General features: G+C 73.1%; 14 protein-coding genes. 3 read left to right on the forward strand and 11 right to left on the reverse strand.

Features of this window, described 5'->3' with window-relative positions; all coding sequences use genetic code 11:
* Window positions 1-398: 398 nt before the first annotated feature.
* The 11 genes from ACFFGY_RS16620 to ACFFGY_RS16670 form a co-directional block, all read right to left on the reverse strand.
* Entirely contained in the window at window positions 399-2,270 is a 1,872-nt protein-coding gene (locus tag ACFFGY_RS16620; protein WP_377045632.1) for an ATP-binding cassette domain-containing protein, read from the reverse strand.
* Window positions 2,267-4,153 carry an ABC transporter permease gene (locus tag ACFFGY_RS16625; protein ID WP_377045633.1) on the reverse strand — a complete coding sequence of 629 codons (1,887 nt, stop codon included), beginning with the start codon at window positions 4,151-4,153 and terminating at the stop codon, window positions 2,267-2,269. The genes ACFFGY_RS16620 and ACFFGY_RS16625 overlap by 4 nt, the downstream gene beginning before the upstream one ends.
* A gap of 70 nt (window positions 4,154-4,223) precedes the next feature.
* Window positions 4,224-5,438: an ABC transporter substrate-binding protein gene (locus tag ACFFGY_RS16630; protein WP_377045634.1), complete on the reverse strand. Its 1,215-nt coding sequence runs from the start codon at window positions 5,436-5,438 to the stop codon at window positions 4,224-4,226.
* Window positions 5,439-5,642: 204 nt separating this feature from the next.
* Window positions 5,643-8,009: a patatin-like phospholipase family protein gene (locus ACFFGY_RS16635; RefSeq protein WP_377045635.1), complete on the reverse strand. Its 2,367-nt coding sequence runs from the start codon at window positions 8,007-8,009 to the stop codon at window positions 5,643-5,645.
* Between the two features lie 440 nt (window positions 8,010-8,449).
* The gene (locus ACFFGY_RS16640; protein WP_377045636.1) at window positions 8,450-9,745 is read right to left on the reverse strand and encodes a lactonase family protein; all 1,296 of its coding nucleotides are present in this window, start codon (window positions 9,743-9,745) and stop codon (window positions 8,450-8,452) included.
* Between the two features lie 82 nt (window positions 9,746-9,827).
* Window positions 9,828-11,339 (reverse strand): MDR family MFS transporter, encoded by a 1,512-nt coding sequence (locus ACFFGY_RS16645; RefSeq protein ID WP_377045637.1) that lies wholly within the window; start codon window positions 11,337-11,339, stop codon window positions 9,828-9,830.
* Between the two features lie 341 nt (window positions 11,340-11,680).
* Window positions 11,681-12,544, reverse strand: coding sequence for a hypothetical protein (locus ACFFGY_RS16650; protein ID WP_377045638.1), 864 nt, complete (start codon window positions 12,542-12,544; stop codon window positions 11,681-11,683).
* Window positions 12,541-13,872, reverse strand: coding sequence for a lipopolysaccharide biosynthesis protein (locus tag ACFFGY_RS16655; protein WP_377045639.1), 1,332 nt, complete (start codon window positions 13,870-13,872; stop codon window positions 12,541-12,543). Before ACFFGY_RS16655 ends, ACFFGY_RS16650 begins: the two co-directional genes overlap by 4 nt.
* Before the next feature lie 13 nt (window positions 13,873-13,885).
* A complete protein-coding gene (locus ACFFGY_RS16660) occupies window positions 13,886-14,599 on the reverse strand; it encodes a nucleoside/nucleotide kinase family protein (RefSeq protein WP_377045640.1) in 714 nt (237 codons plus the stop codon).
* Window positions 14,600-14,662: 63 nt separating this feature from the next.
* Entirely contained in the window at window positions 14,663-15,658 is a 996-nt protein-coding gene (locus ACFFGY_RS16665; RefSeq protein WP_377045641.1) for a nucleoside/nucleotide kinase family protein, read from the reverse strand.
* Window positions 15,659-15,844: 186 nt separating this feature from the next.
* Entirely contained in the window at window positions 15,845-16,507 is a 663-nt protein-coding gene (locus tag ACFFGY_RS16670) for a UTRA domain-containing protein (protein WP_377045642.1), read from the reverse strand.
* A 185-nt stretch (window positions 16,508-16,692) separates the two neighbouring features.
* Between ACFFGY_RS16670 and hutI the strand changes: the two genes are divergently transcribed.
* The 3 genes from hutI (at window position 16,693) to hutU (ending at window position 21,689) form a co-directional block, all read left to right on the forward strand.
* A complete protein-coding gene (hutI, locus tag ACFFGY_RS16675) occupies window positions 16,693-17,913 on the forward strand; it encodes an imidazolonepropionase (RefSeq protein WP_377045815.1) in 1,221 nt (406 codons plus the stop codon).
* A gap of 101 nt (window positions 17,914-18,014) precedes the next feature.
* Window positions 18,015-19,544 (forward strand): histidine ammonia-lyase, encoded by a 1,530-nt coding sequence (hutH, locus tag ACFFGY_RS16680; RefSeq protein ID WP_377045816.1) that lies wholly within the window; start codon window positions 18,015-18,017, stop codon window positions 19,542-19,544.
* A gap of 468 nt (window positions 19,545-20,012) precedes the next feature.
* Window positions 20,013-21,689, forward strand: a complete 1,677-nt coding sequence (gene hutU, locus ACFFGY_RS16685) for a urocanate hydratase (protein ID WP_377045643.1) — start codon at window positions 20,013-20,015, stop codon at window positions 21,687-21,689.
* Window positions 21,690-21,710 lie beyond the last annotated feature (21 nt).

Below are 21,710 nucleotides of genomic sequence, written 5' to 3' on the forward strand. Positions count from 1 at the left end.
AGGACGCGGACGGCACGCCCTGGCGCTGGACCGACGGCGCGGCGCTGATCCCGCCCTCGATGCTGCGCGATGCGGTGGCGCTCGAGGTCACCGTGGCTCAGCGGATGCCGCGCTGGATCGCGCCGGCCGGGGCAGCGCGGCGCGCGGCGGGGTAGCGGCGCCACGGGTCGCGGCGCGCCATCGGCGCGACCGGACCGCGCGGCGGGCGGGCGGCGGCGACGTCGTGGATCGCGGCGTCGTGGGTCATGAATCGTGGCGGGTCGCGGCGCGACCGGCCTCGGCGGGGCGGCGGCGCGGCGGAAGCGACGCGGGGGGGGGCTGCCAGGGTGGGTCTCTGAAGCGGGCCTTTGGAGCGGGCCTCTGGGGTGCAGCGCCGGGGCGGAGGTAGGGTGCCCGCGCTAGACCGCGAGGTAGCGGCGGCGCAGCGCCTCGTCGGTCAGCAGCGCCGTCATGCCCCCGCTCCAGGCCAGCGTGCCGCGCTCCAGGATCGCGGCGCGGTCGGCCACGGCGCCCGCGAAGCGTAGGTTCTGCTCGGCGAGGAGCACGGTGATGCCCTCGCGCTTGAGCGCCAGCACCGCCTCGGCCATGGCCTCGACGATGATGGGCGCCAGGCCCTCGCTCGGTTCGTCCAGCAGCACCAGGCTCGGGTTGCCCATCAGCGTGCGCGCGACCGCCAGCATCTGCTGCTCGCCGCCGCTCATCCGTCCGCCCGGACGGCGGCGCATCCGGCCGAGGTTCGGGAACAGCGCGAAGATCCGCTCGGGCGTCCAGGGCGCGAGGCCGGGGCGCGCGGGGCGGCGGCCGGCCTCGAGGTTTTCCTCCACCGAAAGGCCCGCGAAGACGCGGCGCTCCTCGGGCACGTAGCCCATGCCCAGGCGCGCGATCCGGAACGGCGCCTCGCCCGCCACGTCGCGGCCGCGAAAGCGCACCTCGCCCGCGCTGGGCCGCAGGAGGCCCATCACGGCGCGCAGCGTGGTGGTCTTGCCGGCGCCATTGCGGCCGAGCAGCACCAGCACCTCGCCCGGGGCAACGGAGAAGCGCAGGTCGTGGAGGATCTGCGCCCGACCGTAATGCGCCGTGAGGCCCTGCACGCGCAGCACGGGCGCCGGGTCGCCCCCCGGGGTGGCCTGCGGGGCGACATCGGGCGCGGCCTTCGCGGCGGCGTCGCGGCTCGCTTCGGGCGCCGCCCCGGCCTCGCGCAGCGCGGCGCCCGGCGGGATCGCGATGGAGGACGGGTTTGATGGATGCGCGACCGGGGGCTGCCGGGTAGCGTCCGGGCCGGCGTCCCGGGGCCCGGGCACAATCTCCGCCCCCATGCCCTCCGCCACCTCAGTGCCGAGATAGACCGCCCGCACGCGCGCATCGGCGCGGATCGCGTTCGGGGTTCCGGCGGCGATCACGGCCCCACGGTCGAGCACCAGGATCCGGTCGGACACGCGGAACACGGTGTCGAGGTCGTGCTCGGTGAACAGCACCGCGAGGCCGCGTCGGCTGGCCAGCGCGCGCACCTCGGCCATCAGCGCCGCGCGCTCGGGCGGGGCCATGCCGGCGGTGGGCTCGTCCATCAGCAGCAGCTTCGGGTCGTTGGCGAGCGCGAGCGCGAGTTCCAGGCGCTTGAGGTCGCCGTAGGCCAGCACCGCCGCGGCGCGGTCCGCTTGGTCGAGCAGCCCGACCTGATCCAGCAGCGCCTCGGCCGGGCGCGGATCGTGCCGGGTGAGCGCGCGGGTGAGGCGCCACAGCCTGCCGCGGTGCGAGAGCAGGGCGAGCTGCACGTTCTCGCGCAGCGTCATGGAGGCGAAGCTCGCGGTGACCTGGAAGGTGTGGCCGACGCCGGCGCGGAACACCGCCTCAGGCCCCGCACCGGTGATGTCGCGGCCCAGCAGCCGGACCTCGCCTCGGTCGGGGCGGAGTTGGCCGCCCAGCATCGCGAAGCAGGTGCTCTTGCCGGCACCGTTGGGGCCGATGATCGCCACGACCTCGCCCGCGCGCACCGCGAGCGACACGTCGCGCACCGCCGCGACGCCGCCGAAGGAGCGGGCGAGCGCGGTGGCTTCCAGCACCACGGCGGCCGGGGCCGGTGGGGTGGAGCCGCCGGTGGCTCCCGGATCGGTGGCGCCGGGGCCAGGGTGAGATGGGCCGAGGCGAGATGGATCGGGGCTATCGCGCCCGCCGGGACCAGCTTGGCCGGGAGGCGCCGGGCCGGAGTCCATCGGGTTGGAGACCAGTGGATCGGGCGCGGTCTCGCCGGCGGTGCCGGGACGCGGGGTCACGTGCGGCCCCGGTCGCGGAAGGGCTCGCGCAGCCGGGCCTGGAGGCGCAGCGCGGCACCGGCCAGGCCTTCGGGAAACAGCGTCACCAGCACGAGGATCGCCAGCCCCAGCCAGACGCGCCACAGGTCGGTGGCGCGCACCAGCCGGTCCGCGAGGCCGGTATAGAGGAGCGCCCCGACCACCGGGCCGCTGATGGTTTGCAGGCCGCCCAGCAGCACCGCCAGCAGCGCGTCCACCGAGTGCGGGATGCTGACATAGGTCGGAAACACCGCGCCCTTGCCGAAGCTGAACAGCGCCCCCGCGAGGCCCGCCGCGGCGCCCGCCACGGTGATCGCCGCGGCGCGCAGCGCCATGACCGGCAGACCCAGGGCGCGGGCGCGGGGCTCGCTGTCGCGGGCGGCGCGCAGGGCGTAGCCGGCGGGGGTGAAGATCATGTGGCGCAGGAGGATCACCCCGGCGGCGGTGAGCACCAGCACCACGGCGTACCAGCGCGCCGGGTCGCGCAGCGCGTCGGGCGGCCAAACACCCAGCAGGCCGTTGTCGCCGCCGGTCAGCGCGACCCACTGGAACGACACCGCCCAGACGATCTGCGCGAAGGCCAGGGTGAGCATGGCGAGGTAGACGCCCGACAGCCGGGCCACCAGCGCCGCGAAGAGCAGCGCCACCGCGCCGGCCAGGAGTGGTGCCGCGAGCAGCGCCAGGGCCAGAAACGCCGGGGGCGAGGCGTCCGGCAGCAGCAGGTGGGGGAGCAGCGCCGCGGCGTAGGCGCCCAGGCCGAACCAGGCGGCGTGACCGAAGGAGGGCATGCCGCCCGGCCCCATCAACAGATGGAGGCTGGCCGCGAAGAGCACCGCCACCAGCGCGTCGGTCAGCACCGTCAGCGCGTAAGGGTCGAGCAGGAAGGGCAGCACCGCCGCCAGGCCGATCAGCGCGGCCCAGAGGAAGCGCCCGGTGGGCTGCGACGGGCGCAGCACCGGTGGCGCGGTGCCGGCGGCGGCGGGCGGCGGGGCGGGCTCGGGGCGGCCGAGCAGCCCGCGCGGGCGGACCGCCAGCACGGCGGCCATGGCGGCGAAGGCCAGCACCAGCGTCGCCTGCGGGAACAGCACGATGCCGAAGGCCTGCAGCAGGCCCAGCAGCAGGCTCGCCAGGAAGGCGCCGGCGAGGCTGCCGAGACCGCCCACCACCACCACCACGAAGGCGTCGGTCACGGCGCGCAGGTCGATCGCGAGGTTGGCCGAGGCCTCGGGCAGCGACAGCGCGCCGCCCAGCCCGGCCAGCGCGCCGCCCAGCGCCAGCACCGCGGTGAAGAGCCAGCGCTGGTTGATGCCGAGTGCCCCCGCCATCTCGCGGTCCTCGGTGGCGGCGCGCAGCAGGATGCCCCAGCGCGTGCGATGGAGCAGCAGCCACAACAGGATCAGCACCAGCGGCCCGACCGCGATCAGCACGAGGTCGTAGACGGGCACGCGGCTGCCGGCGATCTCCACCGCGGCGCGCATCCAGCGCGGGCGCGACAGGGCGAGCTCGGTGGGGCCCCAGAGCCACAGCGTGACATCCTGGAGGATCAGCACCACGCCGAAGGTGGCCAGCAGCTGAAACAGTTCCGGCGCCCGGTAAACGCGGCGCAGCACGGCGACCTCGATCGCCGCGGCGATGGCGGCCGTGGCGGCGGCGGCGAGCAGGACGCCGAGCGCGAAGAAGAGCGGCGTGCGCGGCAGCCACTGCAGGATTGTCCAGCCGAGATAGGCGCCCAGCATCATCAGGCTGCCATGGGCGAAGTTGACGATGCGCGTGACGCCGAAGATCACCGTCAGCCCGGCGGCCAGCAGGAACAGCGAGGACGCGCCCGCCAGGCCGGTGACGAGTTGCGGCAGCAGCTCAGCCACCGTGCGGCGCGGCCTGCGCGGCGGGCCGCCGGTTTCGTCTTCCCTGCGGGGGCTGCATCGGGGGCGGGGCTCAGTCCTTCGCGGGACGGAGCGTGCGCACCGTGGCGTCGTCGGGCAGCAGCGTGGCGCCGTCGACGTAGCGCCAGTCGCTCATGACGCCCTTGTCGTCCTTGAGCGCGGTGCGGCCCACGAAGACGCCCAGCGTGGCCTGGTGGTCGAGCGCGCGGTAGCTGGCATGGGCCACGGGGGTTTCGAACTCCAGGCCGCTGAAGCCCGCGATCAGCTTCTCGGTGTCGGCGGACTCCGCGCGCGAGAGGCCGGCGGCGATCGACTGGATCAGCGCGTAGCCGACCATGGAGCCGCACATCGGCTTCTCGTTGAAGCGCGCGCGGTAGCTTTCGGCGAAGCGACGGTGCTCGGCGGTGTCGATCTGCTCACCCGGGTAGCCGGTGACGATCCACCCTTCCGGCGCCTCGTCGCCCAGCGGATCGAGGTATTCGGGCTCGCCGGTCAGCATGGACACCACCATGCGGCGGTCAAACAGCCCGCGCGTGTTGCCCTGGCGCACGAAGGCGGTCAGGTCGGGGCCGAACAAGACGTTGAAGATGGCGTCGGGCTTGGCGGCCTCGATCGCCTGCACCGTGGGGCCGGCGTCGATGCGGCCCAGCGCCGGCCACTGCTCGGTCACGAACTCGACCTCCGGCCGGCGGGCCTGGAGGAACTGGCGGAACCACTTCACCGCGCTCTGGCCGTACTCGTAGTTCGGCGCCACCAGGGCCCAGCGATGGGCGGGAACCTTGGCGGCTTCCTCGGCCAGGATCGCGGCCTGCATGTAGGTCGAGGGGCGCAGGCGGAAGGTGAAGCGGTTGCCGTGCTCCCACACCAGCGCGTCGGTCAGCGGCTCGCCTGCCACGTAGAGCTTGCGGTTGTTCGCGGCGTACTCGCCCAGCGCCAAGCCGACGTTGCTGAGGTAGCCGCCGGCCAGCAGGTCGACCTTCTGCGCTTCCACCAGCTCGGCCGCCAGGCGCACCGCGTCCTGGGGGCGGCCGCCGTCGTCGCGGGTGATCAGCTCCAGCTTGCGGCCCAGCACGCCGCCGGCGGCGTTGAGGTCGTCCACCGCGAGGTTCATGGCGTTGCGGTAGGGCAGCGTGAAGGACGGCACGGCGGTGTAGCTGTTGATCTCGCCGATGCGGATCGGGACCTCGCCCTGGGCGCGGACGGCGGCGGGTGCCGCGAGCAGGGCGCCGCCGGCCGTGGCCAGGAGCTGTCGCCGGGTGGGATGCATGATCGCCCTGTCCTTCTCGCGCGCGAACGGCCGTGCGCTCCCTCGGGGAAACCGCCGCCGGCCCTCGGCACGGCGGGGAGGCCTGCCGCGCCAGGGGCCATGGCATCGCGCAGGTGGTGGCGGATGTCCAGGGTGGCCAGTGCCCGGGATGTTTCCGGCGCGGGAACGGCGGGCGGCGCGGCGCCGCGGTTCCGGGGGTTGTGACTACATCGCCCGGAGCCTGTCGCGGATCACCCCCTCCCCCATCCTTCCATGGCCGGCGCAGGTTCCGTCCAGCATCACCCGGGTGCTGAGGAAGCCCAGCTCGCGATAGGCCTCGAAGCGGGCCTCGTCGAAGAACTGGTCGGCGGTGGGGTCGTTGGGGAAGTCCGGAAAGGTGCCCTTGTAGCCTTTCAGCTCCAGACCCAGCCCGCTGTAGATGGCGGGCTTGAGGTAGAAGAGTTCTCCGAATTCCGGCTCCTCTCCCACCAGCGGCGGATAGGTGATCGTCGCGCAGACGAAGGGCTTGCCCGACCAGGCGATGCCCGACGGGTAGCCGGGGCCGAGCGCTGGCAGCAGGTCGCCCAGCGGCTGGTCGCCGAAGTCGATCTTCACGCGGAAATCCGCCTCGGCGCGGCTGAGCAGGTTCTGCAGGTCGGAAAAGGCGTAGCGCGGGTCGGCGGTGGCGTCGCAAACCAGGATCGTGCGCACGCGCCGGCGCAGCAGTTCGTAGACGCCGAGGTTTTCGAAGTTGCCGCCGTCGGTGAGCTCCAGCAGCGGGTCCTCGACGCGGTGCCCCCGGATGGCGCGGACCAGCCCGGGGTCGAAGTGGTTCGCCGCCTTTGTTTGCCCCGCCTTTCTTTCGTCCGGGTTGGGCACCCAGCAGCCGAGGCGGATGTTGAGAAAGGACATCAGCAGCGCGAAGGCCCAGCTGCGCTGCGGGCCGACGCCGGCATTGGCCGCGTCGGGGTTCACCGCGGCGCCCGAGATCGCCATGGCGGTGGCCAGCGTCAGGTCGTTCCGCATGAAGGTCTCGGTCGGGTACCAGCCGGTGGACCAGCTGCCGCAGAAGCGCGGCGACAGCACGAAGCTGTCGCCGCCGCGCAGCCGCAGGCGCCGGTGCGGGCTGCGCGTGATCACGAGGTGCGTGTTGAGCAGGTGGTAGGGCGCGGCCGGCGCCGCCTCGTCGCACATGGCGGAAAGCGGGGCGTTCTCGGCCGCGTCGGCTTGCCCGTCCTGATCGACCTCGTTGTTGGGCGGCGGGCCGGGCTGCACCGTGAAGTCCGGCATGAAGGCTTCCATCAGCCGGTCGCGGTAGAAGCGGTGCAGCGTGGTGTAGTTCAGGTTCACCCGCAGACCGACGGGGATGCTGACCAGCACCAGCACCGGCGGCAGCCACCACAGATGCCCGCGCAGGGCCCAGCCCGCCAGGCCCCAGGACACCAGCGCCAGGCCGTAGAACACCAGCACCGCGCCGACCGGCCCGACCCAGCCGGGCCGTTCCCGCGCCGCCGTGCCGCGCTGCACGAAGCGCGCCCAAAGCCCCGTGGCCGCGCCCAGCAGGGTGGCGCCCGGGCCCAGGAGCCACTGCGCCAGCGGCCATCCGCCGGCCGGCGCGCCCGGGCCCCATTGCGGCGCCAGCAGCGGCAGCGAGCCCAGCACGGCCAGCGCCAGCGCCGTCAGCAGCAGCCAGGGCGTCCAGATCTCGAAGCGCCGGCGCAGTGCGTAGGGGATGCCGTCGCGCCGGCCCGAACCGCGCCTGGGAAAGGAGCGCAGGGAATAGGCCGCGCCGATCGCGACGAAGACCAGCAGCGCGTAGAAGGCCAGCGCCAGCGGGTGCAGCCAGAACTCGACCCCGCGCGGGCCGCAGCAGCGCAGCCCGCGTGCGATCCCCCGCAGGATGAGGCAGGCGGTCACGGCGGCCGGCATCCAGACCAGCAGGTTCAGCAGCACGCCGCGCAGCACGATGCTGATGCCCGAGCCGAGGGTGATGCCGTGGCCGGGGATGAGGTAGCTGCCGTGGCGGCGCAGGTGCTTCAGCACGCTGCGCTCGGTGTGGTCGTCCTCGCGCGGGAACATCGCGGGGTCGTCGCGGCCCAGCGGAAAATGGGCGCCGCAGGGGTCCTGTTCCGGCGCCTTACCCGCCCGCGTGAACCAGGTGAGCGCGGTGCCGATATAGCCGCCGCCCGACACGGTGGAGAGATAGTCGAAGCGCCGCAGCACGCCCTCGGCCGCCAGCGCCTGCAGCACGCCCAGGCAGTACACCGCCGAGCGGATGCCGCCGCCCGAGAGTGCCAGGCCGGTGAGCGGGCGCCCGGCACCGCCGGCCAGGGGGAGTTGTGTGCCGGAGCCCGCCGCGCCCTGCATCGTTGCGCCGGCCGCCGCGGTGCCGTCCGGCCGCGTGGTTCCGGGCGTGCCCGTCATGCCCTGAGACAGGGCTTCCGCTTCGGGCGAGAGCGGCGCGGCCTCGCCGCCGCGTTCGTTGCCGGGATGGTTCCGCCAGGCGTTGATGTAGCGCAGTTCGGCTTCCTGCACCCGGCGGAAGGCTTCCTGCGGGTCGGGCGGCCGCGCGTCCTGCCGGGTCGCGCTCAACGGTGGCCTCCCTGCGAGGCGATGCCCGGCCAGCAGTCGTGCGGCGAGGGGCTGAGGGGCTTCAGCATGGTGCCCGGCCTCCCGGCGCAGGCCGCGGAAAAGGCCGGGATCAGCGGGAGGCTGCCGCGCCCGCGTGTCCAGGGGCGCGGGCGGGCGGGAATCGGCGGCATTCCGGAGCGCCTTTTGTCTCTATACCGAAACTAAAGGCCTGTTGCGGCCGGTCCAGCCGGGTCACGCCAGGAACGCCTTACCGTCACGGGATGCGCGCGCGATGTTGCATATTCGCAACTTCACGCCACCGCCCGGCCCCGGGGGCGATTGGGGCCGCCCTCCCGGCCGACCTCATGTCCGGCGGGGCGGAAGCCGGCGAGCCACCCGCGCCCGCAGATCCCAAGCCCCAAGCCCCAAGCCCCAGGGCGACGCCTGATGCTGCTTTGGCGCTACGCCGTCACCATCCCGCACCAGAACATCTGCGCGCCGCCCGCCGTGTCCACGTCGTAGGTCCGGGCAAAGGTGAGCCGTCCTTCCCCGTCCACCGAGAACACCGTCAGGCGCGCGGGGACGGTGCGCACCGCGTCGCCGTCGCGCTCGGCCAGCGGGGCCACCGAGGCGGTGACCAGCATCCGCCCGTCGGGATAGATCGCGAAGGTGCGGCAGTGATAGGAGCGCGTGTCGGCGGTCTGCGCCAGCACCGGCTCGCCGCTCCCCGCGTCGAGGCGGAACACGGCGACGCTGTTCTCGCCCTCGCCATGGACCTTGGCACCGTTGAACTCCACCGTGCCGTCGGAGCGGTTGACCACGTAGACCGTGCGCCCGTCGGGATGGAGGTGGATCGCGCCGGCGTACTGCACCGGCAGGTGCAGCACCGCGCCACCCTTCACGGTGCCCGCGGTGAAGAGCGGGTGCTGGCTGAGGCCGGTTTCCCCGACGCCGTAGGTGAGGAGCTGGTTGCCACGCTCCATGGAGGCGTAGAGGCGTGGCAGCGTGGGGTGGAAGTCGACGTGGCGCGGGCCGAAGCCGATGCCCCCGTTCTCGGCCACCGAGGTCTCGTCCGAAAGCTGCCCGTCCCGGAAGCGGAACACCTTGATCGCGCCGGGGTCTTCCTTGGCGGTCGGCGTCGGGTCGTTGCCGCGGGTCTGCAGCACCACGAGGGCGCCTGAGGGTGCGACGCGCACCTGGTGGGCGTAGATGCCGAAGTCCAGCGTCGCCGCCTGCCGCACCGCCCCGGCGATCGTGCCGTCCTCGCGCAGCCCGTGGACGCGCAGCTCGGAAGGCGCGTTGAAGGCCACCAGCAGGAAGCGCCCCGAAGGGTCCACGGTGAGGTGGATCGGGCGGTTGTCGAGCGTCAGTGGCTCGGCCAGCGCCGTCAGCGCGCCGCCTTCGCCGATGCGGAAGGCCTGGACGCCGTGGCGGTCGTTGGTTGTGCCACGATTGCTGTAGGCGACGTAGAGGATCGGCAGCGCCGGGTGCTGCCAGGCGTACTGCACCGCGGCCGGCAGCGTCACAGCCTCCAGAGGAGCGAGCGTCAGGGCGCCCGGATCGACCGCGTGCCGGCGAAGCTCGGCGCCGACGGCGACGTGGAAGCTCGTGTGCGCCGGCGGCTTCTGCGCCCGCGCCGGCGCGGCGGCGGCGAGCGCGGCGCCCCCGGCCGCGGCGCCCCCTGTTGCGGCACTCAGGGCCATCGCGGAAAAATCGCGCCGCCCGATCCGGGTCTCGTCTGCTTCGCGCGGGTCCATGACGCCTGCTCCCTCCAGCCTGCTTTGCGTGGCAGAGTGGCGCCGGAGGGCGCGGGCCCGCAAGGTGATCGGGCGGCGGCGCTTATTCCGCCGCCGCGCGCGCCTTGATCGCCACCGACGGCACCAGCGTGGCCACCACGAGCGTCAGCGCCGCGACCGCGAAGACCGCCCAGAAGGTCAGGTGCAGCCCCTGCGCCAGCGCCGCCTGCACCACCGGGTCGACCGCGGTTGCGGCGGGACCGCCGTCGCCGGCCACGCCCGCAGCGGGCTGGTCGAGCAGCGCGCGGATGCGCTCGGCATCCACGGCCTCGCCGTTGGGGCCGGCGTGGCGCAGGCTGAGGTTGAGCACCAGGCCCAGCGCCGCGGCGCCCAGCGTGGAGCCCAGGTTGCGCGAGAACACGTTGGCCGCGGTGGCGGCGCCGCGCTGGGTCCAGCCGACGCTTTCCTGCACCATCACGATGGCCGAGGTGCTGAACACGCCCATGCCCAGCCCCACCACCGTGGAGCCCAGCCCGGCCAGCACCGGCGAGGCGCCGGGCGACAGGATCGGGAAGATCGCCGCGCCCACCGGCAGCAGCACCGCGCCCGTCAGCAGCGTGTTGCGCAGGCCGAAGCGGGCGAAGTTGCGCGCCGAGACCGTGGCGCCGATCGGCCAGCCCAGCACCATCATGGTCAGCGCGAAGCCCGCCACCAGCGGCGAGCGACCGAGCACGGCCTGCACGTAGATCGGCAGAAAGGTGGTCAGGCCGATCATCACCATGCCGCTGAGCAGCGTGGCGAGGTTGGAGGTCGCGACCGGGCGCAGCGACCACAGGCGGATGTCGAGCATCGGGTCGGGCGCGCGCGCTTCCTGCCAGATGAACAGGAGCGCGCTGCCGAGGAACACCGCGAGGGCGATTGCGACGGTGCCGCTGCCGGCGCTGCCCGCTTCGGTGAGGGCCAGCATCAGCGCCGTCACCGACACGGTGAACAGCAGCGCGCCGGCCACGTCCACGCGCCGGCGCTCGGCCGAGATGTTCTCGCGCAGGAAGAGCGTGAAGCCCGCCGCGGCGAGGAGGCCCACGGGGATGTTGATCCAGAAGATCCAGGCCCAGCTGAGCTGCGAGATGATCAGCCCGCCGGCCAGCGGGCCCAGCACCGAGGAGATGCCCCAGACGCTGGCGAGGAAGCCCTGGATCTTGCCGCGTTCCTGCACGGAATACAGGTCGCCCACCACGGTCAGGGCGATCGGCTGGATCGCGCCGGCGCCGATGCCCTGGACCAGGCGGAAGACGATCAGCGCCACCATGCCCGTGGCGAAGCCGCAGAGCAGCGAGCCCAGGAGAAAGATCGCGATGCCCACCAGCATCACCGGGCGCCGGCCGTACAGGTCGGCCAGCTTGCCGAACACCACGGTGGTGGCGGTCTGCGCCAGCAGAAAGGCCGAGAAGACCCAGGCATACAGCGTCAGCCCGCCCAGCTGCCCCACGATCTGCGGCATGGCGGTGGACACGATGGTGGCCTCGATCGCGATCATGAACATCGAGAGCATCACCGAGGCGAGCACGAAGGGTCTTCGCAAGCGCGGCGGCGCGACGGTATCGGTGGCGGTCACTGGGACGGTTTCCGGCAAATGATTGCCGGAAGCTCAATCCCAGAGAGATCGGGCGCGCAAGGCGGAAGCCGGCATGGCTGGGCGTCCGGCAGAACACGTTGCCGGGTGTGGAGACGCCTCGTTCATGGATGGGGCGGCTCCGGATATGTCCCTGGCAGCGCTCAGCCCGCTCCTGTTCTCCAGGGCGTGGGCGGGGCGCGTTCCGACCGGTCCAGCGCACCCGGAAGGTCACGGGAGCGCGTCCGGAGCCCGGCCCTGCGGGAGATGTACCGGCCAGGGTGAGGCCCGGGCCGCGTCGTCGGCGAGGACGCCCGCACAATCCGGGCCGGCCCGAAGGCTTCCTACAGCCCGGCGGCGCGGTAGCGCACCGCGAGCGCCCCGATGCGCCCCCGGATCTCGTCGGGCAGGGCGAAGGCCTCACGGTGGTAGTCCTGCAGGCCCGCCACGCGGCGTTCCACCAGCACGTCGTGCATGGAGCCCATCAGCCCGTTCACCGCCGCCACGGCGCGCGACATGCGGTGGAACTCCTCCTCGGCGGGGCGGAGCGTGCGCATCGTGTCGTAGAAGGAGACCAGCCGGCTGGCGATCTTGCGGGTGGCGTGGAACTGCGCGCCGGTCACCGTCGGGCGCGCCAGCGCCGCCTCCAGCCCGCCGACCTCGTGGGCGAGGTAGCGGCGGAAGCCGGCGGTGTCGGTGGGGAGGAGGCGGTCGTGCTCGCGCCGCAGCACCGCCTGCACGGGGGCGGCCAGGAAGGCGCGGCACAGCCAGGCCTCACGCAGCACGCGCCCGCGCTGCCCGTTCTTGAAGGCGTCCTGCAGGTGGCCGAAGGCGGTGGTCATGGCGTTCATCACCGCGGGGTAGCGGTGGTCGGCGCGATACAGCGCGCAGGCGAAGCGCAGGTGCTTGAGCTTGGCGCGGGCGTATTTGAAGCGCAGGCGCTCCGCCGGTTCGAGGTCGCGCTGGCGCGCCAGGCGGTCCAGCAGTGCCAGCAGCTCGGCCCGCTCCACGCCCTCGATCCAGAGCTGGCGGCAGAGGCGGAAGCCGTCGATCAGCAGCGGCTGCGGGTGGTCGAGGGTGACGTGGTCGGGCAGCGGGGTTTGGGCGTCCACCTCGTCGTCGATCAGCACCGCCTCGAACAGCGCCTCGCACTGCTCCGCCGGGAAGCGGTGCGCGTCGAGGTCGCGGCGCGTCAGGGTGGTGCTCACGCCGCTGCCTCCGCGTGGCGGTGCAGGCTGGCGCGGCGACGATAGCTGCCGAGCGTGGGCAGCAGCATCAGCCCGGCATTCAGCACCGTGCCCAGGAGAAAGGCGTAGCCCGCGCCGGCGAGGCCGAAGCGGTGCGTCAGCACGAAGAGCAGCGCGAGGTAGAGCGCGGTGGCCACGAGCTGCGCCGCCAGCGCCGCGCGCTGCCGGTCGGCCATGTAGAGGAGCGATTCCAGCGGAAAGGCGGCGGTGGAGATCACCAGCGACCAGGTCATGACCTGCAGGAGGCCGAAGGCCGCCAGGTATTTCTGCCCGAACACGAAGCCGATCACCGGGGCACCGGCGAGCTGCACCACGACCGCCAGCGCCGCGCCCATCGCGGCGGACAGCAGCGACACGCGCAGGCCCAGCCGCCAGGGCTGCCGGCTGCTCGGGTCGAGGCGCATGATCTCGGGGTAGAAGCCGCGGCTGAGCATGTCGGCGGGCTTGGCGGAACTGTCGAGCAGCGTGGTGCTGATCTTGAACAGCCCGGCCGCCACGGGGCCGAGCACGCCCGCCACCACGAGGTTGCTGACCGATCCCCAGGCGCCGTAGACCGAGTGGGCGAGGTTGGTGGTCCACACGAAGCCCCAGGCCCCCGGCAGCCGCCGCGCCGTCGCGAACAGCCCGGGGCGGAAGGCATCGGCGAGGTCGTGCCGGCGCAGCTCCCGCGCGGCAAGGAACCAGGTCACGAGGTCGCCGCTGAGGTCGGCCAGGTACCAGGCGGCCACGAAGCCGGGAAAGCCCCAGCCGGCGAAAAAGGCGGCGGCCGCCACCGCGGCGCGCAGCGTCGGCGTGACGGTCTGCTGCCAGCCGATCAGGTCGAAGCGGTCCAGCAGGCGCAGCACGCCCACCGGCGTTGCCGCCGTCATGGTCGGCACCAGCGTGCAGTAGAACAGCGCGAGCCGGAAATCCTCCGGCGGCAGTTCCAGCCAGTTCGCGAGAAAGGGCAGGATCGCCATCGCCGCCACCATGCCGAGCAGACCGCTCGCGATGTCGAGGCCGAAGGCGAAGCGGATCGTGTCGCGCGCCGCGTCGCGCTCGCCGCGCGCCAGCGCCGGGGCGCCAAAGCGGATGATGAACTGCCAGGTCTGAAACTTCACCAGCGCCCCGGCCCCATTGGCGTAGGTGTGGACGATCATCAGCGTGCCGAACAGCGCGGGCGTCAGCCCGCGGCCCGCGCAGCTCAGCGCCACGAGGCCGAGCACGGCCCCGGCCAGCTTGCCCGACAGCAGGTAGCCCGCGTTGCGGAGCACGGACCGCAGCAGCCCGTCCTGGAACCAGCGCTTCATGCTTAAGCGATGCTCAGGCGGGCCGGGCGGCGAGAACTTCGCCGATCGCCTGCTTGGCCTGCGCCAGCACCTGATCGAGCGGCTGGGTGGCGTCGATATCCACCACCTTCGCGCCGTTGAAGCGCAGCCGCGCGAGGTCCGCGATCTTGGTGGCGAGCGAGCGTTCCCGATGGTCGGGCTTGCGGCGGATCGCGGTGGCGAGGTCCACGGTCAGGCGGATCACCAGGTCGGGCCGGTGCGACACCATCCACTGGTAATGCCCCCTCTCCCGCCGGGCGAGCGCGCGCACCAGCGGCGGCTGCGCGGCGGTGGAGGGCAGCGAGAGCCCGTCCATGGGGCCCGGAACCTCCACCTGCGGGAAGCGGTCGGTCAGGATCGCGATGCCCTGCTGCCGCAGCCGCAGCATCCGGCGGAAGCGGCGGACGCGGCGCATGGAAAACAGGTACATCACCAACGCGGTGGCGGTGCCCGGCCCCTTGGGCTCGCGCGCCTTGTCGGCCTTTTCGGTCAGCTTGCGGTGGAAGCGGCGGCCGATGATCGGCCAGCGCGCGATGGCGCGGCCCATGTTGCCGGTCTGCTTGCCCAGGTGGCACAGCTCGGTCGGCCGCTGTTCCTGCATCCACTGGAGCAGCGCGGCACCCACCGTGGACTTGCCCGAACCGTCGGAGCCGACGAGCGCGATCAGCGGCGCCTCGTGCGGGCGCGTGGTGTTGGACGGAGATGACATCGGAGGATCGCGGTGTTGTTCTTCTTGAGGGCGATGGGCGCGGTGGTTCAGGCCGGCGTAGTTTCAGGCCGGCGTGGTTCCGGCGCCGCTGGCCGCGCCTTCGGGCCTGCCCCGGCCGGCCAGGACGGGCCGGAGGCGTTCCAGCACGCGGTCGCGCACCGCCTCGTAGTCGGCGGAAGCGTCGATGTCCACGATGGTGGCGCCGTTGAAGCGCAGCAGCGGCGTCACCTCGACCTTGGCCTGCAGCAGCTCCGGCCGGTGGTCGGGCTTGCGGGCCAGCGCCGTGGGCAGGTCCACGTTCAGCCGGAACACGAGGTCGGGCCGGAAGCCCGCCATCCAGCCGTAGATCCGGCGCTCCCGCGCGGCGAGCCAGGCGACCGCCCGACTGGAGGGCCGCGCCGCCGACAGGCCGGGGCCGTCGTAAAGGCCGGCGAACTCCGTCTGGGGATAGCGGTCGGTGATCACCGTCACGCCTTGCTGCCGCAGCCGCAGCACCCGGCAGAAGCGGCGCAGGCGCAGCAGCGAGAAGCCGAACACCACCAGCGCGGTGGCGAGGCCGGGGATCTTCTTGCCGCGGCTGCGGGTTTGCGTGGCCTTGCGCACCAGGGCGCGTTCCACCGGCGGGCCGAGCACCGGCCAGCGCCGGATCCGGTTGGCGAGCTCACCGGAGCCCAACCCCAGGTAGCAGAGCTCCGTCGGCCCCGTGGCGCTCAGGGTCCGCTGCAGATCGGTCGAGAGCGTGGACTTGCCCGAGCCGTCGCAGCCCACGATGGCGATCAGCGGCGCCAGATCCTCCGCCCGGATGTCGGTCCAGCGCAGCAGGGCGTCGGAGATCAGGAACAGCGCGAGCGACACCACGAGGTCCGCCGCGACCAGGCCGCGGCTGCTGTGCTGGATCAGCAGCAGCAGGGCCACCAGCAGCGTGGCGAGGCTGAGCCAGTGGAGGCGCCGGAGCCAGCCGCGCAGCGACAGGCCCGTGGAGGGTTCCGGATGAGGGACGCGCGGCGCCGCCGCGGGCTGCAGGAGGGGATCGTGAAAGGTCTGGGACAGCTTCAGCAAGGCAGTGCCTTCCGACACCAGGACGGCAGCGCCGTCGTTCGATAACATTCACGATATTGTAGCAAACCGAACTGATTTGCGGCCCCCGCGTCATTATTACGAATTATCTAAGCAGGCGACATCGGCCGGGCAGGGCCTTGCGCCGTCCCTGCCTGTTCACCCGTGGCGGGATGCCTCGGACGCGGTTCAGCCGCCCGCGCGGTGGAAGCGGCCCACGAAGCGGTGGCGCTCCGCCGCGTGGCTCAGGCGGACCTCGGTGACGGGTGCCTCGTTGTTCCAGGTACGGCGCTCCAGCAGGAGGCAGGCCGCACCCGGCGGCACCTCCAGCAGCGCGGCCAGGGCGGCGTCGGCGGCCACGGCGCGGATCACGTGCTCGGCCTCGGTCCAGGGGATGTTGCGCAGCAGCCAGGAACCGGGCGGGGTGCTGGCGAAATCCTGCGCCGCCGCCTCGGGCACCGTGCCCAGGGTGATCGCGCGGTCCTCGGCCGCCACGGGGATGCCGCCGATGCGGTGGAGGCCCTGGAGGCGCAGCGTGCCGCCTTCCACCGCGCGGCTGAGCAGTTCCCAACCGTAGGGCTGTCCCTGGCGGGCGGCCTGCTCGGCGAAGTCGGCGATGCCGCTCACCGCCGTTTCGCCGGCGGGTTCGGCCACGAAGGAGCCGGCGCGGCGCCGCCGGTTGATCAGCCCGGAGGCGGACAGGGCCGAGAGCGCCTTGTTCACCGTCATGCGCGAACAGTTCCAGGCCGCCGCCAGCTCCGCTTCCGAGGGAATGCGGTGGCCGGGGCGCCATTCGCCGCTGAGGATGCGGCCCTCGATCGCGGCGCGGATGCGGGTGCTCAGGCCTTCCATGCGCGCTCAGCCCTCCCCCTCCCCGCGTGCCGCGCGGCCATCCCGGCACCAGTGCCTCGGCACGGGCGGTGGATGCGGTTCGCCCAACCCCATGTCAACGGCTGGCCGCGCCGTCGCGCAGCGGGCGATGGACAGGGTGCGGCCATGCCGATAAGTATAGACATATCGAGGAGCCGGGGATGGCGATGCAGCAGGACGCTCCGTTCCACGGGCTGTGGCGCAACGCCCGGCTCGCCACGATGCGGCCGGGCGAGGGCAACGCGCTGGGCATCGTGGAGCACGGCGCCGTGGCGATGCGCGACGGCCGCATCGTCTTTGCCGGCCCGGAAGCGGCGTTGCCCTCCGCCGAGGCCGCCGAGGTCGTGGATTGCGGCGGCCGCTGGATCACGCCGGGGCTGATCGACTGCCACACCCACCTGGTTCATGGCGGCCACCGCGCGGCGGAGTTCGAGCAGCGCCTGGCGGGCGCGAGCTACGAGGAGATCGCGCGGGCGGGCGGCGGCATCCTGGGCACCGTCCGCGCCACCCGGGCTGCTGGCGAGGACGGGCTGATCGCCACCGCCCTGCCCCGGCTCGACGCGCTGATCGCCGAGGGCGTCACCATGGTGGAGGTGAAGTCCGGCTACGGCCTGACGCTGGACGCCGAGCGGGCGCAGCTGCGCGCGGCGCGGGCGCTGGAGGGTGCGCGGAGCGTTTCGGTGCGCACCAGCTTCCTGGGCGCCCATGCCGTGCCGCCGGAATACCGCGGCGACGCCGAGGGCTACGTCTCGTTGCTGTGCGAGGAGATGTTGCCGGCGCTGCACGCGGAAGGGCTGGTGGACGCGGTGGATGCCTTCGCCGAGACCATCGCCTTCACGCCGGCGCAGGTGGCGCGGCTGTTCCGGGCCGCGCGGGCGCTGGGACTGCCGGTGAAGCTCCACGCCGATCAGCTGTCGGATGGCGGCGGGGCGGCGCTGGCGGCGCAATGGGGCGCGCTCTCGGCCGACCACCTGGAACACGCGAACGAGGCGGGCGTCGCCGCCATGGCGCGGGCGGGCACGGTGGCGGTGCTGTTGCCGGGCGCCTTCTACATGCTGCGCGAAAGCGTGGCGCCGCTGGTGGCGCTGATGCGGCAGCACGGTGTGCCGATGGCGGTGGCGACCGACTGCAACCCCGGCACCTCGCCCATGACCTCCATCCTGCTGGCCATGAACATGGCCGCGACGCTGTTCCGCCTGACAGTGGAGGAGTGCCTGCTGGGCACCACGCGCGAAGCGGCGCGGGCGCTGGGCCGGCTGGACGAGGTCGGAACCCTGGAGGCGGGGAAGTGGTGCGACCTCGCGATCTGGAACGTCGAGACGCCGGCCGAGCTGGTGTACCGCCTGGGCTTCAACCCGCTGCACCGCCGCGTCCGGAGGGGCCAATGACCGAGGAGATGCCGATGGCGCAGGGGAACACGGCCGGACCGCCGGGCGCTGCCGGGGCGGGCCTGCTGCCGGGCGGCGCGGCCGTGGATTCCGGGGAGCCGATCCTGCTCACGCCGGGCGCGGTGCCTCTCGCGCTCTGGCGGCGGATCTATCGCGGCGCCGCGCTGCGCCTCGATCCTGCCTGCGCCGCCGCGGTGGCGCGCAGCGCCGAGGCGGTGACGCTGATCCTCCAGCGGGGCGAGCCGGTCTACGGCATCAACACCGGCTTCGGGAAGCTCGCCAGCATCCGCATCGGGACGGAGGACCTCCAAACCCTCCAGCGCAACATCGTGCTGTCGCACGCCGCCGGCGTGGGCGATCCGATGCCGATCCCCGTGGCGCGGCTGATGATGGCGCTGAAGCTGGCGAGCCTCGCGCAGGGGGCGTCCGGCATCCAGCCGGCGACGCTGGAACTGCTGGAAGCGATGCTCGCGCGCGGCGTGATCCCGGTGGTGCCGGCGCAGGGGTCGGTGGGGGCCTCCGGCGACCTGGCGCCGCTGGCGCACATGACGGCGGTGATGATCGGCCACGGCGAGGCATGGTTCGACGGCGCGCGGCTGCCGGCCACGGAGGCGCTGCTCCGCGCGGGGCTGGAACCGGTGGTGCTGGGCGCCAAGGAAGGGCTGGCGCTGCTCAACGGCACGCAGTTCTCCAATGCCTATGCGCTGGCCGGGCTGTTCGAGGCCGAGGCGCTGCTGCGCGCCTCGCTGGTCACCGGCGCCCTGTCGGTGGACGCGGCGCGCGGTTCCGACACGCCGTTTGATCCGCGCATCCACGCGCTGCGTCGCCATCGCGGGCAGATCGAGACGGCGGCGGCGCTGCGCGGGCTGCTCGCGGGCAGCGAGATCCGCGACAGCCACCGCGTCGATGACCCGCGCGTGCAGGACCCTTATTGCCTGCGCTGCCAGCCGCAGGTGGCGGGCGCGGTGCTGGACCTCCTGCGCCAGGCGGCCACGACGCTGGAAACCGAGGCCAACGGCGTCAGCGACAACCCGCTGATCTTTCCGGACACGCTGGAAGCGCTCTCGGGCGGCAACTTCCACGCCGAGCCCGTGGCCTTCGCCGCCGACACGATCGCGCTCGCACTCTGTGAGATCGGCTCGCTGTCGGAGCGTCGCTCGGCCATGCTGATCGACCCGGCGCTGTCGGGCCTGCCGGCCTTCCTGACGCCGCGGCCCGGGCTGAACTCGGGCTTCATGATCCCGCAGGTGACCGCCGCCGCGCTGGTGAGCGAGAATAAGCAGCGCGCCATGCCGGCCAGCGTCGATTCCATCCCAACCTCGGCCAACCAGGAGGACCACGTGTCCATGGCGGCGCACGGGGCGCGGCGGCTGCTGCCGATGGCGGCGAACCTGGCGCATGTCCTGGGGATCGAGTGGCTGGCGGCGGCGCAGGGCTGCGACTTTCACCACCCGCTGCGCTCCTCCGCCGCGCTCGACGCGGCGCGGGCGGTGCTGCGGAAGGCGGTGCCGACGCTGGAGGAGGACCGGCACTTCGCGCCCGACATGGAGGCGGCGACGGCGCTGCTGCGGGGCGGAGCGCTGGTTTCGGCCGTGGGGGCGGTGGCGCTGCCCTGGCTGGATGGTGGTTGAGGTGGCCGCGGGCGGCTGGCCCCGGGCGAGGCGCTGCCTCTCCCGGACCCTCTCCGCTCAGGACGGCAGGGCTGCCCCGAGACCCCGCCGGGAGCCCGGTGCCGGTGGCGGGTGGCAGTCCCGGCGTGGTCCGATGGGCACGGGGCTGATTTTGAGAATTACGCGAGGCAGCACGGGCTGCACCGTCGGGCGCCGGAGAGCGTGGCTCTCCGGCGTGAGCCGGGCGGGGCATGGTGCGGCCTTTGGCTTGTCTGGTTCAGCCATCGTGCGGAGGATCGCCGTGGGTGGACTGAAACTTCGGCCGATCGTGCGGCGCCCCGTGGCCCGACTTCCCCGATCCCCTTCCCGGAAGGTCCAAGAAACTCAGTTTCCTGGCGGCTGGGGGTGCGGGGGAAGGCGGAGCCCTCCCCCGCGGCGCGACGGAGCAACGCCGCACCACCCCCATCACCCCGCACAAGGAGCCAGCGCATGAGCACGCCCAGCCAGACCGGCAGCAACAGCCGCACCGTGCGTGCCCCGCGCGGACCGGAGCGCTCCGCGAAGTCCTGGGGCAGCGAGGCGGCGCTGCGGATGCTGATGAACAACCTCGACCCTGAGGTGGCGGAGCGGCCGGAAGACCTGGTGGTCTACGGCGGCATCGGGCGGGCGGCGCGGGACTGGGACAGCTTCGACCGCATCACCGCGGCGCTGCGGCGGCTGGAGGACGACCAGACGCTGCTGGTGCAGTCGGGCAAGCCGGTGGGCGTGTTCCGCACCCACGCGGATGCGCCGCGGGTGCTGATCGCGAACTCGAACCTCGTGCCGCGCTGGGCGACCTGGGAGCATTTCCACGAGCTCGATCGCAAGGGGCTGATGATGTACGGCCAGATGACGGCCGGGTCGTGGATCTACATCGGCTCCCAGGGGATCGTGCAGGGCACCTACGAGACCTTCGTGGAGGCGGGGCGGCAGCACTACGGTGGCGACCTCGCGGGGCGCTGGATCCTGACCGCCGGGCTTGGCGGCATGGGCGGGGCGCAGCCGCTGGCAGCGACCATGGCGGGCGCCTCGATGCTGGCGGTGGAATGCCGGCCCGATCGCATCGCGATGCGGCTGCGCACGGGCTACCTCGACCGGGAAGCGGCCAGCCTCGACGAGGCGCTGGCGGTGATCGAGCAGTCGGTGCGCGATCGCGTGCCGGTGTCGGTGGGGCTGCTGGGCAACGCGGCGGAGGTGTTTCCGGAGCTGGTGCGGCGCGGGGTGCGGCCGGACCTGGTGACGGACCAGACCTCGGCGCACGACCCGCTGAACGGCTACCTGCCGCGGGGCTGGAGCGTGGCCGAGTGGGAAGCGCGGCGGGAGCGGGAGCCGGCGGCGGTGACGGCGGCGGCGCGGGCCTCGATGGCGGGGCATGTTCGGGCGATGCTGGACTTCCACCGCATGGGCATCCCGGTGGTGGATTACGGCAACAACATCCGGCAGGTGGCGAAGGAGGAAGGCGTCGCGGAGGCCTTCGACTTCCCGGGCTTCGTGCCGGCCTATATCCGCCCGCTCTTCTGCCGCGGCGTCGGCCCCTTCCGCTGGGCGGCGCTGAGCGGCGACCCGGAAGACATCTACCGCACCGACGCGGCGGTGAAGGAGCTGCTGCCGGACAATGCGCATCTTCACCGCTGGCTCGACATGGCGCGCGAGCGGATCAAGTTCCAAGGCTTGCCGGCGCGCATCTGCTGGGTGGGGCTGGGCGACCGGCACCGGCTGGGCCTGCGCTTCAACGAGATGGTGGCGCGCGGCGAGCTGAAGGCGCCGGTGGTGATCGGGCGTGATCACCTGGATTCCGGTTCCGTCGCCTCGCCCAACCGGGAAACCGAGGCGATGCGCGACGGCTCCGACGCGGTGTCGGACTGGCCGCTGCTGAACGCGCTGCTCAACACCGCGTCGGGCGCGACCTGGGTGTCGCTGCACCACGGCGGCGGCGTGGGGATGGGCTTCTCGCAGCACGCGGGCATGGTGATCGTGGCCGACGGCACCGAGGCCGCGGCGCGGCGGCTGGAGCGCGTGCTGTGGAACGACCCGGCCACGGGGGTGATGCGCCACGCCGACGCGGGCTACGAGGACGCGCAGGACTGCGCGCGGGCGATGGGGCTGGACCTGCCGGGGATCCTGTAGGGCGCGGCAGGCGGTCCTGAC

Source organism: Roseomonas elaeocarpi, from assembly GCF_042433915.1.
GTDB classification, from domain to species: Bacteria; Pseudomonadota; Alphaproteobacteria; order Acetobacterales; family Acetobacteraceae; genus Roseomonas; species Roseomonas elaeocarpi.

Bases quoted from the DNA above. Each gene is read 5' to 3' on its own strand.
- hutU (WP_377045643.1), top strand. From the start codon at position 20,013: ATGAGCACGCCCAGCCAGACCGGCAGCAACAGCCGCACCGTGCGTGCC.
- ACFFGY_RS16670 (WP_377045642.1), bottom strand. From the start codon at position 16,507: ATGGAAGGCCTGAGCACCCGCATCCGCGCCGCGATCGAGGGCCGCATC.
- hutI (WP_377045815.1), top strand. From the start codon at position 16,693: ATGCAGCAGGACGCTCCGTTCCACGGGCTGTGGCGCAACGCCCGGCTC.
- ACFFGY_RS16660 (WP_377045640.1), bottom strand. From the start codon at position 14,599: ATGTCATCTCCGTCCAACACCACGCGCCCGCACGAGGCGCCGCTGATC.
- ACFFGY_RS16655 (WP_377045639.1), bottom strand. From the start codon at position 13,872: ATGAAGCGCTGGTTCCAGGACGGGCTGCTGCGGTCCGTGCTCCGCAAC.
- ACFFGY_RS16630 (WP_377045634.1), bottom strand. From the start codon at position 5,438: ATGCATCCCACCCGGCGACAGCTCCTGGCCACGGCCGGCGGCGCCCTG.
- ACFFGY_RS16640 (WP_377045636.1), bottom strand. From the start codon at position 9,745: ATGGACCCGCGCGAAGCAGACGAGACCCGGATCGGGCGGCGCGATTTT.